14 protein-coding genes are annotated in these 19,358 nt (G+C 55.5%); 3 read left to right on the plus strand and 11 right to left on the minus strand.

Annotated elements, in window-relative coordinates:
* Window positions 1-66 precede the first annotated feature (66 nt).
* Window positions 67-2,388, plus strand: coding sequence for an acetylxylan esterase (locus tag CA54_RS12245; RefSeq protein WP_146371044.1), 2,322 nt, complete (start codon window positions 67-69; stop codon window positions 2,386-2,388).
* 194 nt (window positions 2,389-2,582) lie between these two features.
* Window positions 2,583-4,676 carry a M3 family metallopeptidase gene (locus CA54_RS12250; RefSeq protein ID WP_146371045.1) on the plus strand — a complete coding sequence of 698 codons (2,094 nt, stop codon included), beginning with the start codon at window positions 2,583-2,585 and terminating at the stop codon, window positions 4,674-4,676.
* Window positions 4,677-4,920: 244 nt separating this feature from the next.
* Here the strand turns inward: CA54_RS12250 and CA54_RS12255 are convergent, their stop codons facing one another.
* The 11 genes from CA54_RS12255 to CA54_RS12305 form a co-directional block, all read right to left on the minus strand.
* A complete protein-coding gene (locus tag CA54_RS12255) occupies window positions 4,921-5,616 on the minus strand; it encodes an ankyrin repeat domain-containing protein (RefSeq protein ID WP_146371046.1) in 696 nt (231 codons plus the stop codon).
* Between the two features lie 71 nt (window positions 5,617-5,687).
* Window positions 5,688-5,891, minus strand: coding sequence for a tautomerase family protein (locus CA54_RS12260; RefSeq protein ID WP_146372373.1), 204 nt, complete (start codon window positions 5,889-5,891; stop codon window positions 5,688-5,690).
* A gap of 37 nt (window positions 5,892-5,928) precedes the next feature.
* A complete protein-coding gene (locus CA54_RS12265; RefSeq protein WP_146371047.1) occupies window positions 5,929-7,026 on the minus strand; it encodes a type IV pilus twitching motility protein PilT in 1,098 nt (365 codons plus the stop codon).
* 108 nt (window positions 7,027-7,134) lie between these two features.
* On the minus strand, window positions 7,135-7,905 hold the full coding sequence (locus CA54_RS12270) for an NAD-dependent protein deacylase (RefSeq protein WP_146371048.1): 771 nt from the start codon (window positions 7,903-7,905) through the stop codon (window positions 7,135-7,137).
* Between the two features lie 46 nt (window positions 7,906-7,951).
* Window positions 7,952-8,152: a hypothetical protein gene (locus tag CA54_RS12275; RefSeq protein ID WP_146371049.1), complete on the minus strand. Its 201-nt coding sequence runs from the start codon at window positions 8,150-8,152 to the stop codon at window positions 7,952-7,954.
* A gap of 222 nt (window positions 8,153-8,374) precedes the next feature.
* Complete coding sequence (locus CA54_RS12280) at window positions 8,375-8,986, minus strand: indolepyruvate oxidoreductase subunit beta (RefSeq protein ID WP_146371050.1); 612 nt, start codon at window positions 8,984-8,986, stop codon at window positions 8,375-8,377.
* Window positions 8,983-10,788, minus strand: coding sequence for an indolepyruvate ferredoxin oxidoreductase subunit alpha (gene iorA, locus CA54_RS12285; protein ID WP_146371051.1), 1,806 nt, complete (start codon window positions 10,786-10,788; stop codon window positions 8,983-8,985). The genes CA54_RS12280 and iorA overlap by 4 nt, the downstream gene beginning before the upstream one ends.
* 3 nt (window positions 10,789-10,791) lie before the next feature.
* On the minus strand, window positions 10,792-11,805 hold the full coding sequence (locus CA54_RS12290; RefSeq protein WP_146371052.1) for an ACP S-malonyltransferase: 1,014 nt from the start codon (window positions 11,803-11,805) through the stop codon (window positions 10,792-10,794).
* 520 nt (window positions 11,806-12,325) lie between these two features.
* Window positions 12,326-13,372 carry an alpha/beta hydrolase gene (locus CA54_RS12295; RefSeq protein WP_197532411.1) on the minus strand — a complete coding sequence of 349 codons (1,047 nt, stop codon included), beginning with the start codon at window positions 13,370-13,372 and terminating at the stop codon, window positions 12,326-12,328.
* A gap of 19 nt (window positions 13,373-13,391) precedes the next feature.
* Window positions 13,392-14,684: a hypothetical protein gene (locus tag CA54_RS12300; RefSeq protein WP_146371054.1), complete on the minus strand. Its 1,293-nt coding sequence runs from the start codon at window positions 14,682-14,684 to the stop codon at window positions 13,392-13,394.
* 42 nt (window positions 14,685-14,726) lie between these two features.
* Window positions 14,727-15,113, minus strand: coding sequence for a DUF4440 domain-containing protein (locus CA54_RS12305; protein ID WP_146371055.1), 387 nt, complete (start codon window positions 15,111-15,113; stop codon window positions 14,727-14,729).
* 395 nt (window positions 15,114-15,508) lie between these two features.
* Between CA54_RS12305 and CA54_RS12310 the strand changes: the two genes are divergently transcribed.
* Entirely contained in the window at window positions 15,509-19,111 is a 3,603-nt protein-coding gene (locus CA54_RS12310) for a response regulator (protein WP_146371056.1), read from the plus strand.
* Window positions 19,112-19,358: the final 247 nt, after the last annotated feature.

The following is a 19,358-nucleotide window of genomic DNA, read 5'->3' on the forward strand; positions in this document are numbered from 1 at the left end:
GCGATAAACTACGAGTCGCTCACACAACGATCAATCACTGCTGCCATCAACCTAAGGCCGTTCATAATGAGACAACGTCATCTGCTCGCTTTCGTCACCGTATTGGCTGTCGCCTTAGGCGTGACGGAATTTGCCCTCGCCGGAAAGATATCGACTGTAGCGGGAACCGGCAAACCGGACAACAACGCCGATGCCGGCAAGGGCCTTCGGCAGAATATCGGACAGCCGTTCGGCGTAGAGCTTGGACCCGATGGGGCACTGTATATCACCGAAGTGCTCAACCACCGCGTATGGCGACTGGATCGAAAAACAAAAAAATTGACCGTTGTTGCGGGTAATGGCCAAAAAGGGTATTCCGGCGACGGCGGCCCGGCGACCGAAGCCATGCTCAACGAACCGTACGAAGTTCGTTTTGATGCCGACGGAAATATGTTCTTCGTCGAAATGCAAAATCACCTCATCCGCCGCGTCGATGCGAAAACGGGAATCATTTCCACCGTGGCAGGAACGGGCCAGCAAGGTTATGCCGGCGACGGCGGACCGGCGATTGAAGCTCAGTTTTCCAGACCACACAGTATTGCCTTGGATGACAATGGTGGTTTGTATGTGGCCGACATCGGCAATCACCGCATCCGCCGCGTCGATCTCAAGACAGGTATCGTCGACTCGATTGCTGGGAACGGCGAAAAAACCTTGCCAACCGACGGTGCAGCGGTAAAAGGCAAACCCATTCTTGGGCCGCGCGCTTTGTATATCGACGGCCAAACCATGTGGATTGCACTGCGCGAAGGACACAGTATTTGGAAATTGGATCTGGCCAGCGGCAAAATTCAACATATTGCCGGAACGGGTGAAAAAGGATATTCCGGTGACAACGGACCCGCACTTGAAGCGACCTTCAACGGTCCCAAGGGCATTGCTGTGGGGAGCAACGGTGACGTATTCGTCTGCGACACCGAGAACCAAGTCATTCGCAAAATCGATCCACGGACCGGCATGATTGCCACCGTGGCCGGAGCTGGACCGGATGTCGCAAAATATAACGGCGACAATCGCCCGGCACTCACAGCGGGCTTGGCGCGTCCGCACGGGATCTGCGTGAGTCCCAGCGACGAAATCTTCATTGGCGATACCCTCAGTCATCGCGTACGAGAGGTGCAGCCCTATGATGTGAGTGTTTCGACTGATCGCGAAAACGCGCGCTATGAGACGTCGGAAGCGGTTGATTTTCAAATCGACGTACTTAAATACGGCCAACCAGCGACGTCGGGCCGGGTGAACTATACATTGACCAAGGATGGCCTGACGGCATTGACCGTTGGGCGAGCGGAACTACAAGGGGAACCAATCCACGTTCGTGGTGTGATGCCCGAACCGGGATTTTTGCGATGCGTTGTGAAGTTCACTCCCGACGCCGGTCGCTCCTTAACGGCCATCGCCGCGGCGGCGGTCAGTCCCGAAATGATCCAACCCAGCCTGCCAACTCCGGAAGATTTCGACGAGTTCTGGACGATGCAAAAGGAGCGTCTCGCCACAGTGCCTGCGACGGCTGAAGTCACGCCGGTCAAGTCACCGGATGAGAAGATTGAGGCATTTGACGTGCAGGTCAATTGTCTCGGACCCACACCAGTGTCGGGGTATTTGGCGCGGCCCAAAAACGCAGCGCCCAATAGTTTGCCCGCGTTGCTCTATGTGCATGGCGCCGGCGTGCGAAGTTCTTCGTTGGGCAATGCCGTCGAAGGGGCGCGGATGGGTTTATTGGCTTTGGACATCAACGCCCATGGCATCGCCAACGGCCGTCCGGCAAAATTCTATCGCGACTTGGCGAGCGGAAAGTTGAAAAACTACCGCCACGATGGTCGCGACTCGCGCGATACGAGTTACTTTCTTGGCATGTATCTGCGACTGATGCGGGCAATGGACTTCTTGACCGCACAGCCGGAATGGGATGGCAAGATTTTGATCGTCAGCGGCCACAGCCAAGGGGGCGGACAATCCCTGGTGGCGGCAGGATTGGAACCACGCGTGACCGCCATTGCCGTGGGCGTGCCTGCGATGTGTGATCATTCCGGACGCGTGATCAATCGCATCAACGGTTGGCCCAAGTTGGTACCGACCGACGATACCGGCCAACCCGCACCAGCGGCTTTAGAGGCATCGCGGTATTTCGATGCAGTGAACTTCGCTGCTCAGACCGACGCGGACGCGATTCTGAGCATCGGCTTCATCGATGCCGTCTGCCCGCCTACGACAAACTTCGCCGCCTACAATCAACTCCGCGGCGAAAAACAAACCGTCGAGCGCCCCGCCATGGGCCACGCCGCCCCGCAAGACATCAAAGACGAATTCAAACAATTCATCCGCAACCATATTGAGAAGAATAAATAAAACAACGTAGGGTGCGTCGCGACGTACCTTTCTCGCGTAGGACGACCGATTCTCCTACTAAAAAAACCTCACGCAAAGCTGCCAAGTTCGCAAAGACCGAGAAGGCACATTCACCCGACAACTCGTTCCCAAACTCTGTTTGGAAACGCCAGGGTGAGCACTACGAAAACATTCACACCGAAGGGACTCAACCTATGACATCCAACACGGACACCTTGGAAAACAATCCGCTCTTGCAACATGCGGGCCTGCCGCTGTTTAACGCGATCCAACCTGAGCACGTGGTGCCGGCGGTCAAACATTGCATTGCCGAAGCCGAAAAACAGTTGGCCGACATTGAACAAAACGCCACTCCCACCTGGGACGGCATTATGCAGCCGCTCGAGGAGTTGGATCAACCCTTCGAACAGGCCTGGGGGCCGGTGGGGCATTTGTTGAGCGTGCAAAACTCGCCGGAAATCCGTGAAGCGCATGAAACGGTGCTCCAGGATGTCGTGAATTTCGGACTCCGCGTTGGGCAAAGCCAACCGATCTACAAAGCACTCAAAGCCATCAAAGACGGGGATGTCTGGGCAACGTTATCCGAAACGCAGCAGCGCATCGTTGACGATAAATTGCTCAACGCCGAATTGGCTGGTGTTGGATTGGAAGGAGAGGCGCTCGAACGGTTCAATCAAATCGCCCGCGATCTCTCGAAACTGAGCACCGATTTTTCCAATCACGTGCTCGATGCCACCAAAGCTTGGTCGCTGACCGTCACCGCTGCGGACGATGTCGAAGGCTGGCCGGAAAGCCTCAAGCAACTCACCGCGCAGTCTCACAATCAGGCCAAAGACGAAGACGAACCCGCATCCACACCCGAGGCCGGCCCCTGGCGGGTCACGTTGGACGGCCCAGTTGTGCAGCCATTTTTGCAGCACAGCCGCAATCGCGAGCAACGCGAACAGGTGTATCGGGCTTATCTCACGCGTGCTTCGTCTGGGGAATGGGACAACACCGACATCATCACGCGCACGCTGCAACTCCGCCAACAAAAAGCGGCGCTGTTGGGCTATCAAAATTTCGCGCAACTGAGTCTGGCCAAGAAAATGGCGCCGAGCGTCGAAGCGGTGCTCACACTCTCGGAAGAACTGCGGGCCGCATCCTACGACAATGCGCAGCAAGACTTAGAAGACCTCAAACAACTCGCCGCCGCCTCGGGGCAAACCGGCGACGTGTTGCATTGGGATGTCGCCTTCTGGGCGGAACGACTTCGCGAACAGAAGTTTGATTACACTGACGAAGAACTGCGTCCGTACTTTGCTTTGCCTAACGTGCTGGAAGGGATGTTCGGTTTGGTGCGGCGGTTGTTTGGCATCGTGGTGACGGCGGCGGATGGCGAAGCGCCGGTTTGGCAGAAGGACGTGCGTTACTTCAAGATCGCGGATGAAGATGGCACACCGTTGGCGGCGTTTTATCTTGATCCCTTTTCCCGTCCGGAAAACAAACGGGGCGGCGCGTGGATGGACGATTGCCTCAGCCGGCGGATGTTGGATGGCGAGGTGCAATTGCCGGTCGCGCATCTGGTCTGCAACAGCACGCCGCCGGTGGGCGACAAACCATCGCTGATGACCTTCCGCGAAGTCGAAACCTTGTTCCACGAATTTGGCCACGGTTTGCAACATATGCTGACCACAGTCAACGAAGCGGACGCGTCGGGGATCAACGGTGTCGAATGGGATGCGGTCGAATTGCCCAGCCAGTTCATGGAAAATTGGTGCTACCACAAACCGACGTTGATCGGCATGACGTCGCATGTCGAAACGGGAGAACCGCTGCCGGATGAACTGTTCGAGAAAATCTGTGCAGCGCGCAACTTCCGCGCCGGTTCGATGATGCTGCGGCAATTGTCGTTCGGCATCACCGATCTGGAACTGCACAGCAACTTCGATCCCGACGGAACGGAAACCATTTTCGACGTGCAGCGCCGCGTGGCGGAAACCACCTCCGTCTTGCCGCTGCTGCCCGAAGACCGTTTCCTGTGCGCCTTCAGCCACATCTTCGCCGGTGGGTATGCGGCGGGGTATTACAGCTACAAATGGGCCGAAGTCCTCAGCGCCGACGCTTTCTCCGCCTTCGAGGATGCCGGCTTGGAGGACGAAGCCGCCGTCGCCGACACCGGCCGCCGCTTCCGCAACACCATCCTCTCCCAAGGCGGCAGCCGTCACCCCATGGAAGTCTTCGAAGACTTCCGCGGCCGCCAACCGAGTACTGAAGCGCTGTTGCGGCACAATGGGTTGCTGGGGTGAGGACGTGGGGGCGGATGTACCGGCCGTGTTTTCGTGTCTTTCGTAAATTTCGTGGTTCATTGATTACAACCACGAAAGGCACGAAAAAATTGAAATGGCAAGCAACGCCGGGTGGCCCCGAAAGATTCTCTTTCGGGGCGGCGCAGCCGCAGGAGTTTTCTGCGCCGCAGCGCCGTGAAAGTTGAAGCAACGCCTGCCGACTTCGTCGGCCCACAAAGAATCTTTGTGAGCCACCCCGGGGCAGTTATTTGTGCTCTTCTAGCCAGGTTTCAATAGCGCGCAATTGGTCTTGAACTTCAGGCCGATCAAAATACTTGCCCTTGATCAGTTTTCTTTCATCCATGATCTCCTGAAATGTCCTTCCTCCACAACGCGCGCTTTTGTAATCTGCGCCACTTTCGAGGAGGAGTAAAACGACTTCAAAATCGTTTTGTAACGTGGCTACCGTTACCGGAGGACAGTCCAAGCGGTCCGGTTTATTGATATCAGCACCGTATTCAATCAGGAGCTTGATATTGTCGATGTGGCTGCTGGAAATGGCGAAATGAAATGGAGTCCCTTTATTGGGAGGCCCAGAACCAATATTGACTAGATCTGGATTGGCTCCATGCTCCAAGGCTAACTTGAGCCATTTCGGATCCTCTTCTATGGCTGCCCAATGTGTGACAACGCGCTGCTTGCTCATAATGACATTGGGACCCGCACCGCACTCCAAAAGCGCTTTGTAGCTCTCGAAATGTTTCAGGGAGAGTGCGAGAAACAATGGTGTCTCTCCACCGAAGCTACGGATGTCAAGGTCACCACCCGCATTGGAATAGGTTCTGATGGCCGCCGCATCGTTTTGTTCAACAGCGTCCCAAACATTAACGCCTCCGGCAGATCCTCCGCATCCTGTGATGAATATCATGGCCGTCATCAAAACGGCATAAAACCATCTCATGTTTGCACCGTGGTTAAGTAGGGTTATTTTCAACGGAGGAAATTCACGAAAAAAGAATGCGGGCCATGTTCCTATTCCGATTGCTGCCGCTTCCACTCATCCGTCAACAGGCCCGCATAGCCCCAGTCTTCTTCGGCGATTTCCTGAATCACGACATGGATATGTTCCGGTTGCTTTCCCAGCACGCGGACGAGCGAATCGGTCGTGTCTTTGACCAGCTCTGCTTTTTGCTCGCGGGTGGCGCCGCGGGTAATTTGAATGTTTACGTACGGCATCATCAGTTCCTTCGGTTTCTACAAGATGTTTGGGGCTTCACCGTGCCAACATCCCCGTGTCCGTCACAAACCGCTCCGCTGTATCGCGTTCGATCTTTCCAGCATGCAGCAAACGTTTGATCGATTCGTCAAAGGTGATCATCCCGTCGGCGCGGCCGGTGAGGATATTGCGGTCGATGCTGTCGGTTTTGCCGGAGCGGATGGCGCTGGCGATGGGGGAGTTGCGGTAGAGGATCTCTAGGGCCAACTCGCGTTTTTCCCCGCCGGAGCTGGGGAGTAGGTGCTGGCAGATCACGGCTTGCAGACTTTGCGAGAGTTGCCCGCGGATTTCGTTTTGCACGTTTTGCGGAAAGAAATCGGTGTACCGTGAAATCGCCCCCTTGGCATCGCGGGTGTGCAGTGTGGATAACACCAAGTGCCCCGTCTCGGCGGCGCTGAGTGCCATTTGAGCGGTCTGTTTATCGCGGATTTCGCCAACCAAAATCACATCGGGATCCTGCCGCAAACCGTACTTCAAACCATCGGCAAAGGACCGCACATCACGACCGACTTCGCGCTGCGTGATCAACGAACCGCTCCGCGTGGGGAAGACATATTCGATCGGCTCTTCCACGGTGATGATCCGCAGCCCGCTGCCTTGCATCAAGAGATTGATGATCATCGCCAACGAGGTCGTCTTGCCCGCTCCGGTCACGCCGGAAAAGAGCACTAATCCGTTACGGATCTGCGTCAATCGGTCTGCAACTTCGACCGGAAAACCCGCCCATTGAAAACTGGGAATGGCAGTGGGGATCACGCGAAAACAGCCGCCGCAGTGCTCGCCATTCACGAAGTAATTCACGCGAAATCGGCCCCGTTGCCCGGCGATATTCAACTCCAACGCGAAATCGACATTGTGCTCTGCCTCAAACAACTGCCAACGTTCCGGCGGGCACAAGTCGCGCAATGCCGGGGCGACAATCTCATCGGTCAAAACCGGCCCAGGCAATTCCTGCAACCGGCCGTTCAACCGCAACGTCAGCGGATGCCCGACGACCACATGTAAGTCGGAAGCCCCCTGCTCCACCGCCGCCGCCAGCGCGTTACGAAGTACGGCAGTCGTCTCGCGATGTTGCGACAAATGCGGTTCGTTCATGTTGGTTACCGAACGCTAAAGAGCCTGCCCTACGGCAATATGTATCCTGGAGTCATCCCACGGTTGTTCATGACACAGCTATTCAATTTCATCAGTCATTGACCGACATCAGCTCGCCAAAGTATACCGCTGCCATATCTGCTGCAGCGCGTCAGCGGCACCCAACTGTAGCTGATAATCAACCATGGACGAAATGATGGTTTCATCAGGATTGATTTCAATTGTCGGCACACCTCGTCGACGGGCGGCCACTATGGGTTCTTGGATGTAAGGAAACAGACCGCTGGTACCGATGCTGAAGACGACACTGAAGCCGGTTTCCAATTGACGTTGAAGCCTCCGCAACGACTCTTCGGGCAAGGCCTCTTCGAAAAGTACGACGTCTGGACGGAGGATGTCGTCGCAAGCAGGACACCGAGGCGGGATTTGTAAACCAGCCGTCTCATCTAGGTTCCGGCGAAAAGTGCAGCCCATACAGGAGAGTGACCGCATATTGCCGTGTATTTCGATCACGTTGCGTGAACCCGCCGCACGATGAAAACCATCGACATTTTGAGGCAAAGTCCAGACACGGGAGAAATGGCGTTCCATTTCCGCGATAACAGCATGACCCCGGTTGATAGTGGCCCCCTGCGCTGCTGAGGCAATGGCAGCGAGGTACTTCCAAGTCAGTAGCGGATTGGTGCGAATCATCGTTCCGGAAAGGATGGCTTCAATCGGCAACCCGTCTTCCGTGGATTCAACCTCATAGAGCCCCCCAATCCCGCGATACGTCGGTACCCCAGAGTCCGCTGACATTCCCGCTCCAGTCACGAACAGGATGCTCCGGCTTTTGCGAAGTATGCGGACGATCGTATCAATGGTTTGTTGATGTGGCATGGGTGTGACCGGCCAAGGCGTAGTAGAACAATTCGAGCGGCGAGGCTTAGTATAGATTGTAACAAAGCGACTTCAGCGTTTCCCGGTGGCGAGCTTCGGTCTCGGCGATTTGACGCTTCAAGTCTTCTTGGGCTGGTAGGCTGGCTGCCGACTGGAATTGCTGCTCGATTTGCTGCATCTTTTCGTCAAACTCGGTTTGCAAGCTTTCCGCATATCTCCCCGCGCCGCCATAGATAATTCCGGGCATAGGTTTGTACCTCGGTGGGATGACAATGTGTTCGCACTGATCCTTTGTCATACGCGTTTTGTCAGCCGACAGCAAGGTTTTCCCAGTGATTCGTGCGCGCGGGAGGCTGTCAAATTGCTGGATCGGATCAGCGCTGGGACGCATTGGTGGCGCTGATTGAGTTGAGGGGGATCCTTCGTCCTACGCGAGAGAGGTGCGTCGCGACGCACCCTACGCTGTGCGCTATTTGGGTTTGCGCGGGGCGGCGGGGTGCACGAGAACGGCGTCGCTGCCAGCGGCGAACATATCGAGGTTGGCGGGGAGGAACCGTGGTTGTACGACCAATTCGATAGCGGCCTTCCAGGTCGACTCGTCGAAGGGCAAGATGCCGGACAGCGCGCCGAGCATATAAAAATTCAGGCTCCGCGTTTGCTCGGCGTCGTGGGTCGTTTCGGTACCGTCCAGCCACAGGCAGTTGGGATATTTCAGTTCGTCAAACTCCGGCGGCGGTTCGGAGCGGGCGGTGCCGTTGCTATCAATCCAGAAACGGTTGATCAGTGCGGTGCCGTTGTTGTTGAGATACGGCAAGCGTCGCAAGCCTTCTTGCATCTCCAGCGAAACTAAGAAATCAATCGCCCCTTCGCCGCAGACGGGCGAGTGGACTTCTTCGGCGATACGGACTTGGCACCAGACGCTGCCGAAGCGGCGGCTCAATCCGCGGATTTCACTTTTCTTGACGTCCAGCCCCGCTTGCAGGGCGACAGCCGCCAACACATCGCCCGCCAGCAGGATTCCCTGCCCGCCGACGCCGGTGAACATTACGGACGACTCGGTCGTTAGCGTTGCTGATCTCATGAGGGTTGCAACTCAATCAAGTTGGGAGTGGCCGTCAATGAGCGCGGCGCGATCGCATCTTCGGGACAGGCTTGAACACACAACGTGCAACCGATGCACAGATCCTCGTTGATCCGCGCCACCCAATTGTCATCCAGCACCTGCTTTTCGACGGCCAGGCAACCAACTTTCATGCATTCGCCGCATCCCGTACAGGCTTCGGCGGTGACGAAGGCTTGTTGCACGGGGGCTTTGCGTTCGATGAGCAGACAGGGGGCGCGGCTGATGACGACGCTTGGTCCGGGATGCTCCAGTGCGTCGCGGAGAATATCCTCGGTCTCATCCATGTCGTACGGATTGGCGACGCGGATCCACTCGATGCCGATCGCTTCGCACAGCTTTTCGATGTCGATGCCCTGCGACTCGCGGCCTTGTAGGCCTTGGCCGTTGCCAGGATGCCCTTGCAGGCCGGTCATGGCGGTCGTGGAGTTGTCCAGAATGAGAATCGTGATCTGCCCCTTATTGTAGACCACATCCATCAACGCGGGAATGCCGGAGTGCAATAACGTGCCGTCACCAATGACCGCTAAAATCCGACCTTGGCCTTTGTTCTTGAGCGCCTTTTCCATGCCCAAGGCAGTGCCGATGCTGGCCCCCATGCAGACAACCGTATCGATGCCATTCCAGGGGGCGAACGATCCGAGCGTGTAGCAGCCGATGTCACCGGCGACTGTCACACCCAATTTGGAAACCACTGAAAAGATGCCCAAGTATTGGCAGCCAGGGCAGATGCGTGGGGCGCGGCCGGGGACCTCGGGGTCGCCATTTTCGATCGGTTGCGGAACACCAGCGGCGAAACTTGCCAAAATCCGCTGCGGAGTCAACTCGCCGACGCGGGGGATCCAACTCTTGCCTTCGACTTCGATTCCCAGTGCGCGAATATGCTCTTCGAGAAACGGGTCGAGTTCTTCGATGACCAACAACCGGTCGACCTTCGACGCGAAATCGCGAATCGATTCGGCCGGCAGCGGGTAGGTCATGCCCAATTTCAAGACCGACGCTTCCGGAAACGCTTCGCGGACATAGGCATAACACATCCCGGACGTGACGATGCCCAATTTGGTGTCGCGGATTTCCGTCTGGTTGATATCGAGTCGCTCAGCCAAGTCGGCCATATGCAGCATGCGATCTTCGATCACCATGTGCCGGCTAATCGCTTGCCGAGGCAGCAGGACGTATTTATCAAAATCGGGTTGAAACCCGGTGGCTCCGTTGCGCGATGGATCGGGGGACCCCAGCGTGACGCGACTTTGCGTATGGCAAACCCGCGTGGTGAGCCGCATCATGACCGGTGTGTCGTATTTTTCGCTCAGGTGCAAAGCGATCCCGACAAAGTCCTTCGCCTCCTGGCTGTTGGAGGGTTCGAGCATGGGCAGTTTGGCGGCGCGGGCGTAATGCCGACTGTCTTGTTCGTTTTGCGAACTGTGCGCCGAAGGGTCATCCCCAACGATGACCAGCATGCCGCCGTTGATGCCTGTGTACGAAGCGGAGAACAGCGGATCGGCGGCCACGTTCAACCCAACGTGTTTCATGGAGACCATTGAGCGGACGCCGGCAAATGCGGCTCCCAGCGCGGTCTCCAGCGCGACCTTTTCGTTCACCGACCACATGGCTTCCAGTGAGCCATAGGTCGAGGCGCTCTCCACGATTTCTGTAGCGGGGGTTCCGGGATACCCGGTGGCGACACGAACGCCACTTTCATAGGCGCCGCGCGCAACTGCTTGGTTGCCGGAAAGTAATAGTGGTTCCAAAGGGTTCGTCATGAACTACCGGTCCGTCAAAACAGGAGTTGTCGGGTCAATGGCATTGGCCGTTTCATCTCGTGCGAGCAAATCGGAGACCGTTTCAATTTTCGCGGAGGGATCAATGAACGGCATCATCCCGGTCAGAACGGCTGCAGCGCCGACTTCCACAAACTGCGTAATGCTCAAATCCCCCAACGCATGCATGGTTGCTTCCCAACGCACGGGTCGTTGGAGGAATTGGCCTAAATATCGGCGAACATCCACAGCGGTGTGCATGGGACTCGCTGTGTCGCAGTTCATTTGAGGAATAGTCGGATCGTCGATCGTAATCCTCGCCAGCGCTGTTTGGAGTTCGCGGTTCACATCGGCCAGCAACGGTGTGTGCATGGCCCGCGAACCGGCGATGCGTTGGGTTTTCTTTGCTGCCTGCTCTCCAGCTTTTTCCAAGGCAGCATCGACGCCGACGGCGCGGCCGGCAATCACAAATTGCTTCGGAGAGTTGCTGTTGGCAAGGTAAACATATTGTTCGTCGGCGCAGATCCGCGTCACAGTTTCCTCGTCCAGCCCGATGATCACACCCATCGCTTGTTCACCGTCGGGAATACGTTGTTCCAACAGATCTTCGACGGCTGTGACCATTTCTAAACCGGATTCGAAATCGATCGCTCCGGCGGCGTAAGCAGCGGCCCAGCTTCCCAGGCTGTGCCCGCAGACGAACTGCGGCTGTCGGCCTAAGCTGCGCAAGACATCAACATAGGCACAATTGATGACATAAATGACCTGTGCTTCGATTCGTGGCGGGACAAATTTTCGGCCACTACCGGAAAAGCACACCTCATGAATGTCATAACCTAGTTTCTGAGCAGCGAGCGTAATCAACTTATCGGCTGCGGGGGATTTGCCGATGATATCGGCTCCCATGCCAACGAACCGCGAGCCCAGTCCGGGGAAAAGCCAAGCGACCGGGTCGGCCGTGGAATGGGCTTTGACCGTTTCAGCTGTTTCGTCAATTGTTTTGCGTACGCCTACCGACATCAATTTCCTTGGTTGCCAATCGATACAGTGCGGTTTAATTCAGACGGCGCAACTTGAGGATTACCCTACCGAACTTAATTCCTCATCGACTGCCGACCTGTGCATACGACACAATTTGGCATCGCTTACACGATGCGAACCCTCACTGGGGATTTAGCGAATTGGTTATCCGAGTTACCACGATTGATCTTACGACCAGACCGGGCCAGAAACACCCGATTCGTGCTTCTTCAGGGAAAACTATCAACTAACTGCCTATGACCGATTGTTTCCAGCCCTGGGAGATGCGATCGCGGGAGGACCCAACGATAGTTTCCATTAGTGTGTAACTGCAGAATTGAAACGGTCGCAAAAATGATGAAGTCCCAATTCACCATACCGACCGAAACGCACAACTCTGTGCAGTTTACACAGACTCTTTACAGCTCATGGTAAGGTTCTACCGGGAAAATCGCAAACGAATAAGGGAGAACAGTGCTGTCCCAATGCAGAATGTTCGCATAACGTAAAACTTATGGGTTCACATATTGCTAGGATTTAAGTGCGTTAGGAAAAATGAGCGAACCTTGTCGTGGTATTCATGCTGTGCCACTTGAATGCTCTGGTTGTGCTTTGCCCCATTGACCTTCCAAAATTGCTCCGGTTGGCCGTTTCCATTGAAAATCGCCTCGATCACCTCCGTGCGAACGTAATTGTCCCGATTACCGTGAATCAGGAACCACGGCCGCCGGGTAAGCGACCTAAACGATTTCTCCATATGGGGATAGCGACAATGTCGGCGACGTTGGATGCGCGCCAACTCCATGCGAGTAATACCCGCATGCACCCATGGGGGGAGCATCCGTAGCAATCCGCCAAAGGCGACGACCAAGTGCACCCACCGCTCTACATAAATGGTGACGATGGAATGTGTGGGAAAGGCGCCATCTGTAATCACTGCCTGAATTCGTGGATTGCGCGCGGCTGCGACAATTGCCGCCCCACCACCCTTGGAGACTCCAAATAATCCAATTTCTTCGAACGAAGCAATTTGCTGCGACGTCACATATTCGATCGCGGAATCGACATCGGCCACTTCGTGCTCGGTGACCCATTGCAACGGCTGGTAGCCATCGATCGCGTCGCTTTGTCCGTGGTTCGAGAAGTCAAACGTAAAGACGTCGAAGCCGTCATCGCGAATGAAGTCCACGTAAGGTTGAAATAGCCAGCGATTGCCGGTGAATTCGTGGCAAAAGATGATCAGCCCGCGGCGCTCACCGCCGCGATGCCGAAACAGACTTCCCACAAGTCGGCGGCCAGTTGAGGTGGTCAACTCGACGGGATCGTCGTCTGGAGCGGGGTCGACGAGTTGTGCCTGCAACGGCGGCGCGCTTTCAAACAGACGTTGGAATTCTTTGGTATAAAAAATCCCAAGCAAAATCGGCACGGCGACGACTGCGCACAATACGACCGCCAAGCCGTATCCCCCGATGGTCCACCAGTCGATCGTCGCGATTACCTGCACCGCTATCCCACGTTTGTCATTGATCCGAAACCAGGAGAGGCTGCCGCGGAGTGGCCATTGCACCCACAGCGTAAGACGCCAATTAACTCACAATGCCACCGATGTCGATGAGATGCAATTGTCGACCGTGTCCACCATGCGGGGTATCAACCACGACTTTGGTCCCGTCGGGACTAAACCGTGGATGCGTGTCGCAGCGCCACTCGCCTTTATATTCCGGCGCGGAGCGAAAATAACCCAGCGGCACCACTTTGCCAGTTGCAATATGAAACAAATGCGGCATTTGGTTGCGGTTCGAGTCGGGATAGGTGTCGTTGAGGATCCACTCGTCACCCGGCAGATATGAGCAATGCCCGTCGCGTTTGAGGATCCCTTTTCCAATGAACTCGGCTTCGCCGCCTGTCTCGTCCTGGAACAAAAAGAATCCCCGACCGTGCGGCTGTTGCTCGGAGTAGGCCAGAATGGTGTTCGGGTCACGCCAGATAAAATGCGAGGTCAAGCCGTTGTCGTCGACAATCCGCAAGTCCTTGCCGTCGGTGTTCGCCGTTAACATTCGCGTGCGGCGGTGACCGTCGGGATATTGCCAACGATGCAACATGATGAACCGCGTGCCGTCAGGATTCACGAGCAAGTGGTTAAAATAATGTTTGCACTCCGGATTCCATTCCTTTTTGTCAACGGTTTTGAGCGCCTCGGCAATGGGGATAATGGTCTGGGATTCTCCCGTCTCTAGATCGACGCGATAGATCCCCGAGTCGGACGGCGCCAACTCATCCGCGTTGCTGTCAGGAATCCCCACATAGCCGTAACCGGGACGTACGTCGTTGACACGCGCAAAATCTAAGCCAACCGCCGACCGTCCGTCGGGGCTGAGCGCATAAATCGCTTGGTCGATGGTGCGCTGCTTGCGCGAGAAGACATCCATAATGCGACAAACGTACCGGCCGTCATCACGATCATTCCAAACGATCTCGCGGTCCGAACCGGGGCGCCATTGCAACATGCATCCCTGCTGCCAACCCCACGCCGTGCTGCTGCCCAATTCGATCCAACGGTCGTTGTCCTGCAGATCGACCATGCCGATTTTGATTTCGTCATCCGCCCGCGGCGAGCGGTGTTCGAAGTCGACCTCCATCCCCAAGACATACCGCCCGCTGGGGTCGAATTCCAATTTGTCATAGTAGCCAAACCAATGATATTTTGGCCCGCGCGTGATTGTCCGCGTGGGGGGCAGCTCTTGGGGAGCTGCCGCCTGCAGTCCGCTGGTCACAGCTGTGATCGATAACCCGGCCGCTGCGGCCGTCTTGAGAAACTGTCGGCGATTGTATGGGGAACATTGATCGGCAAAGTTCGTGGCGAGGTTGGGATGATTCATCGTCATAGTTTCGAGTCAAGAGGTGTAGAATTGGTAGTGTTTTCAATTAGCCGACCGGTGAAAGTGAATGTGTCGCCAACTGCCATCGATGTGATGCCAGATTCTGGTTTCTTCAGCGGTCGCTGTTTCTGGCTCCCCCTCGATGCCGATAAACTGCGTCAATCGTGTATAAGTCACTACGGCAACATCCCCGACCAACCTGACATGAGGAGAGCTGATCGTGCTTTGTCGCGGCCCTTCTTTTTCCAAATCGAAATAAAAGCGATGAAACTCCAAACCTTTGACCAAATGGCCAACAGCTTCCGGTTCGAAGGCGGTGAGATCCGCGTCGCACAGATCGATGTACGTGCCCCAGTCCTTTCCGTCGATGGCTGCTAACAGTTTCCGGTTGAGCGAAATCAGTTCGACAATGTCATGTTGGTCCGACATGTTTTGTGCCCGGTTTCAGCGTTAAAATTTGTTGTGAGTCTCCGGTGGCGGCAGTCGCCGAGACTTCGACTGTCGCGAAATATCACGTTATATTCAACACGATCTATGGTAACCGAGGCGGGGAATAAAACACAACAATAGTCCGGTCTCGGCCAATTGTTCCTGTTAATCTAATCTTAAGGTTTCGACCGGCCTTTACGGCGAACACCCACTTCAGACCCGGGCAATCGGAACAGGCGCGGCGGTCTCTATTTCAAGCCGATCTCCTCAAGCCCCGAGCCTAATATCATCTTGCGTTCGGGCACCCTCGTAAGTAGGCTGGTGAAATGAGCGAGAAAGTCGCCCAATCCCGTTGATTGTTCATCAATTACCATTTTTCAAAGCCGGCAGCATTTATGAAGTTCGGGATTGCTTTCAAAATCGGTGCGCTGGCCACCGGGTTGGTCATTTTAACTGCGGGGACCATTGGTCTGTTGATGATCAATGAGTCGGAGAGAATTCTCACCGAGCATGAACTGACCGATTTTCGCGACGAAGGGTACAGCCTCGGCCTGCAGATGTTGTCGTCGATTGCGACGCTTCGCGAAGATGTCTTGGCCTTATCGGGACTGCCGGAGGTCAGAGAGCTTGTTCGCGCGCAAAACTCCCCCGATGGCATCGATCCGATTGGCGGTCAAACGGAACAAGAGCTCCGCAAGGCCCTGTCGATCGCGTTTCAAAAAGCGATGAAAAATAAGCCGTACGACCAAGTGCGGCTGATTGGCGAAGCGGACGGCGGCCGTGAGTTGATTCGGATTGACGTGAAAGACGGGGAGGTGCACGAGCACTTATATCCCGAGGCCCGCAACGGTGAAGAATTGTATTTCACCGAAACTGAAAAACTGTTGCCGCAACAGGTCTACTTGTCAGAAATCAACTTAAATCGCGATGAAGAGGGGGTCGTTGAACAGCCGTTTTTGCCGGTGCTGCGCGCCGCCGTGCAAGTATTGAACGACGAGGGGGATTTCATCGGGATCGCCGTGATCAATCTCGATTTTCAAAAACTCGCGCGCACCATTCATTCATCACGGCTGTTTGTCTATCTGACGAACGATCGCGGCGACTTTTTGATCCATCCCGATAAAGACAAACAGTTCGTCTTTGACGCGGTTGATGTCGAAAAGTGGGCCGCTGACCACAAGGAATTCGGGAAGCACTATCGTCTGCAGAACCAGGAGGGGTTTGCCGAACTCAAACACGTCTACGACCTTCCCAATTCTGAAGATCTTCAGCGCCGCGGTATCTCGGTCGATAAAGAGCGACTCGATCTGCGGGACGAGTCGAAAATCGAAAAACGTCCGTTGTATATGTTAACGATGCACGTCGATAGCGCGGCAGCGCCTGAAGGTGTCGACGAGCTCAACCAACGATTGCGGGAAATTCAAGACGAAGAATCCTCGGTGCCGTTCTTTCGCGATGTGTTTCCCGATGTGAGCATCATTCGTGTGCGTGGGAACGACCCTGAGGTGCTCGAACGGGTTGCTCGCGATTTGGAAAGACGCTTTCCCGGAAAACTCACACGCGATACAAACGTCCGCATGGATACGTTTGCACTGCACTTTCGCCGCTTGTATTTCGATCCCGGCAATTCCGATCGGTACCTGGGCATGGTGATTGCTGCCTCCTATGAGGAGTTTCTCGCCGAAGGAGCTGCGGTCCGGAATTATGCGCTGTTGGTCGTTGGGATGTTGATCCTGATCGGGGCCTTGTTGGCCTTTCTCGTCTCGGGAGTGATGACGCGTCCTTTACAACGCATCAACGCAGCGACGACGCAATTGGCCGACGGCAACTTCGACGTCTCGCTACCGGTCAAAGACAAGAGCGAAATCGGTGTGCTCGCCCGGTCGTTCTCCGAAATGGTCAAGCAGTTACAAGAGCGAAGCGCTGATCTGGCTGACCGGGAAGCACGCATGAGCGCCATTGTCAGCACAGCTGCCGAAGGCATCATCATCTGTAACGGGCTGGGGATGGTGGAATCGTATAACCAAGCGGCTGAGGAGATTTTTGGCTATACGGCCGAGGAAGCGATCGGCACCAGTTTCAGCCGTTTGCTGGGCCGCGAAGGGCATACCCCGCCGCTCCCTACGGGTAGCGCCTCGGATTCAGCGCCTACTTTGACCCGCTTCAGCGAAATTATGGAACTCGCCAGCGAAACGATCGGCGAACGCAAGGATGGCACTAAGTTTCCCATGGAAATTTCGGTTAGCGAAGTCCGCATCGGCGAGCGCCGATTGTTCACCGCCATTGCGCGGGATGTGACGGAGCGAAAGGAAACCGAACGCCAGATTCGCAGTCTGAATGAACACCTCAAAGAAGCCAAGGTGCATTTGGAAAACCGCGTCCGCGAACGGACCTTGAAGCTACAACAAACCAACGCCGATCTCTCCACCGCTCGCGACGAAGCCGAAGACGCCAACCGCGCCAAGAGCGCATTTCTGGCGCAAATGAGCCACGAATTGCGGACGCCTTTGAATGCGATAATTGGCTACGGCGAACTCTTGATCGAAGATGCCGAGGACGATGGCAACCAGTCATTGATCGACGACTTGAACAAAATCATCGAAGCCGGGCGGCATCTGCTCACGCTGATCAACGATATTCTCGATCTCTCCAAAATCGACGCCGGAAAAATGGAGTTGCACCTAGAACGGTTCAACATCCAGCAGCTGGTGGAGAGCGTTGTCGACACGGTCGATCCCTTGGTCAAAAAGAACGGCAATACACTCACGCTGCAGAGTCATGACGACGTGGGCGAGATGTACGCCGATCACACACGCGTACGGCAAGTGCTATTGAACCTACTGAGCAATGCTTGCAAATTTACCGAAAATGGGCAGATCGATCTCGTCGCTCAGCGAATCGATGTGGATGCCGCGCCGTACATTCAATTTCAAGTCAAAGATACCGGCATCGGCATGACGCCGGAACATTTGAGCAAACTGTTTCAGACATTCACGCAGGCCGACAGTTCCACCACGCGTAAATACGGCGGCACGGGACTGGGGTTATCGATCAGCCGCAAATTCTGCGAACTGATGGGCGGGGGTGTTGCAGTGGAAAGCCACCCCGGGACAGGCTCGACGTTCACAGTCCGGATTCCTGCTGAGGTGGTTCCGTCGGCGCCGGTTGAGGAACCGGAAACTCCCGTCGTGCACGAAATGCCCCTCATCAAGCCGCGTCCTGGGGAATCGACCGACGTGTTGGTCATCGACGACGACCCGGCGTCGCGTGATTTGCTACGACGTTTTTTAGAGAAGGAAGGGTTCCACGTAGTCACGGCCGATGGCGGACATGAAGGACTGCGGATCGCACGGCAAACCAAACCAGCCTTCATCACACTCGATGTAATGATGCCCGAGGTCGACGGCTGGGCTGTTTTGTCCGACCTCAAATCCGATCCGCAGCTTTGCGACGTACCGGTGATTATGATCACGATGGTCGATGACAAAAACCTAGGTTACGCGTTGGGGGCGACCGACTATTTGACCAAGCCGGTCGACCGTGACCGGTTGATGTCGTTGGTCAATAAACACCGCATCGGCGTGCCGTCTCAGGATGCGGTGTTGATTGTCGAAGATGATGATGCCACGCGGGAATTGCTCAGGAGGATGTTGCAGAATTCGAATTGGACCATCGCCGAAGCTGCCAACGGCCGACTCGCATTGGACGAGGTTGCCAAGGTCCGGCCATCGCTGATTCTGTTGGATTTGATGATGCCCGAAATGGACGGATTCGAGTTCTTGGCCGAAATTCGCAAGGCGCCGCAATGGCGGAGCATCCCCGTGATTGTGGTGACTGCCAAAGAACTTGACGCCGAAGACCGCAAACGGCTCAATGGCGGTGTGACGCGGATCTTGCAAAAAGGGCACTGTTCGCGGGACGATTTACTAAGCGAGGTCCGCGCAATGATGCACTCGGCGAGCGAGATCACACAAATAAGCACTGAAGAGGAGTCATAATCCCGGTCGGATTGGGAAGACCCATGAGAATTAAGTTGCTATGTCACGAGCCTGGGTGTGACTGCTGATGGAACATTCTGCATTCAAGATTCCACGTTGCATCTAGGGTTTTGAGATGGAACAATGGTTGTAATCGCGCTCATCGATACCTCGTGCCTGCAGTTTGAAGCGATTCACGAAACCTTTGCCCGTACGGTGTCCGGTTTTTGTACGATCTTGTGATCTCTGTCTCGGGGGGCGGAGAAAA

Source organism: Symmachiella macrocystis, assembly GCF_007860075.1.
GTDB lineage: Bacteria > Planctomycetota > Planctomycetia > Planctomycetales > Planctomycetaceae > Symmachiella > Symmachiella macrocystis.